Origin of the sequence: Flavobacterium solisilvae, from assembly GCF_012911605.1 — a bacterium.
GTDB lineage: Bacteria > Bacteroidota > Bacteroidia > Flavobacteriales > Flavobacteriaceae > Flavobacterium > Flavobacterium solisilvae.
In genome coordinates this window covers 1-217 of sequence record NZ_JAAMPT010000003.1, presented here as the reverse complement: position 1 = coordinate 217, position 217 = coordinate 1, and the positions used below count along the sequence as shown (strand labels likewise).

The window sequence follows — 217 nt, the reverse complement described above, 5'->3', positions numbered from 1 at the left end:
GTTACGTTTCCTGTATTGGTTACCGTAAAAGTGTAAACAATCGTATCGCCTACGTTTACAATAGTATCAGCATTCGCATCAGTATAAACACCGTCTTTCAATAAAGTGATTTGTGGTGTTTGTCCTAAGTCTGTAAATGTACAGGTCGGACAACTTGGGTCGTAATCAGGACTTGAAGGGTCGATTGGTGTCGGGTCTTCTGAGTCGTCAGTTACAG

Annotated in this window: 1 protein-coding gene; it reads right to left on the bottom strand. The window is 41.9% G+C overall.

The window, feature by feature from the left end; all coding sequences use genetic code 11:
* The coding region (locus G6042_RS00015; RefSeq protein WP_169522282.1) for a DUF7507 domain-containing protein at positions 1-217 on the bottom strand (217 nt) is incomplete at both ends.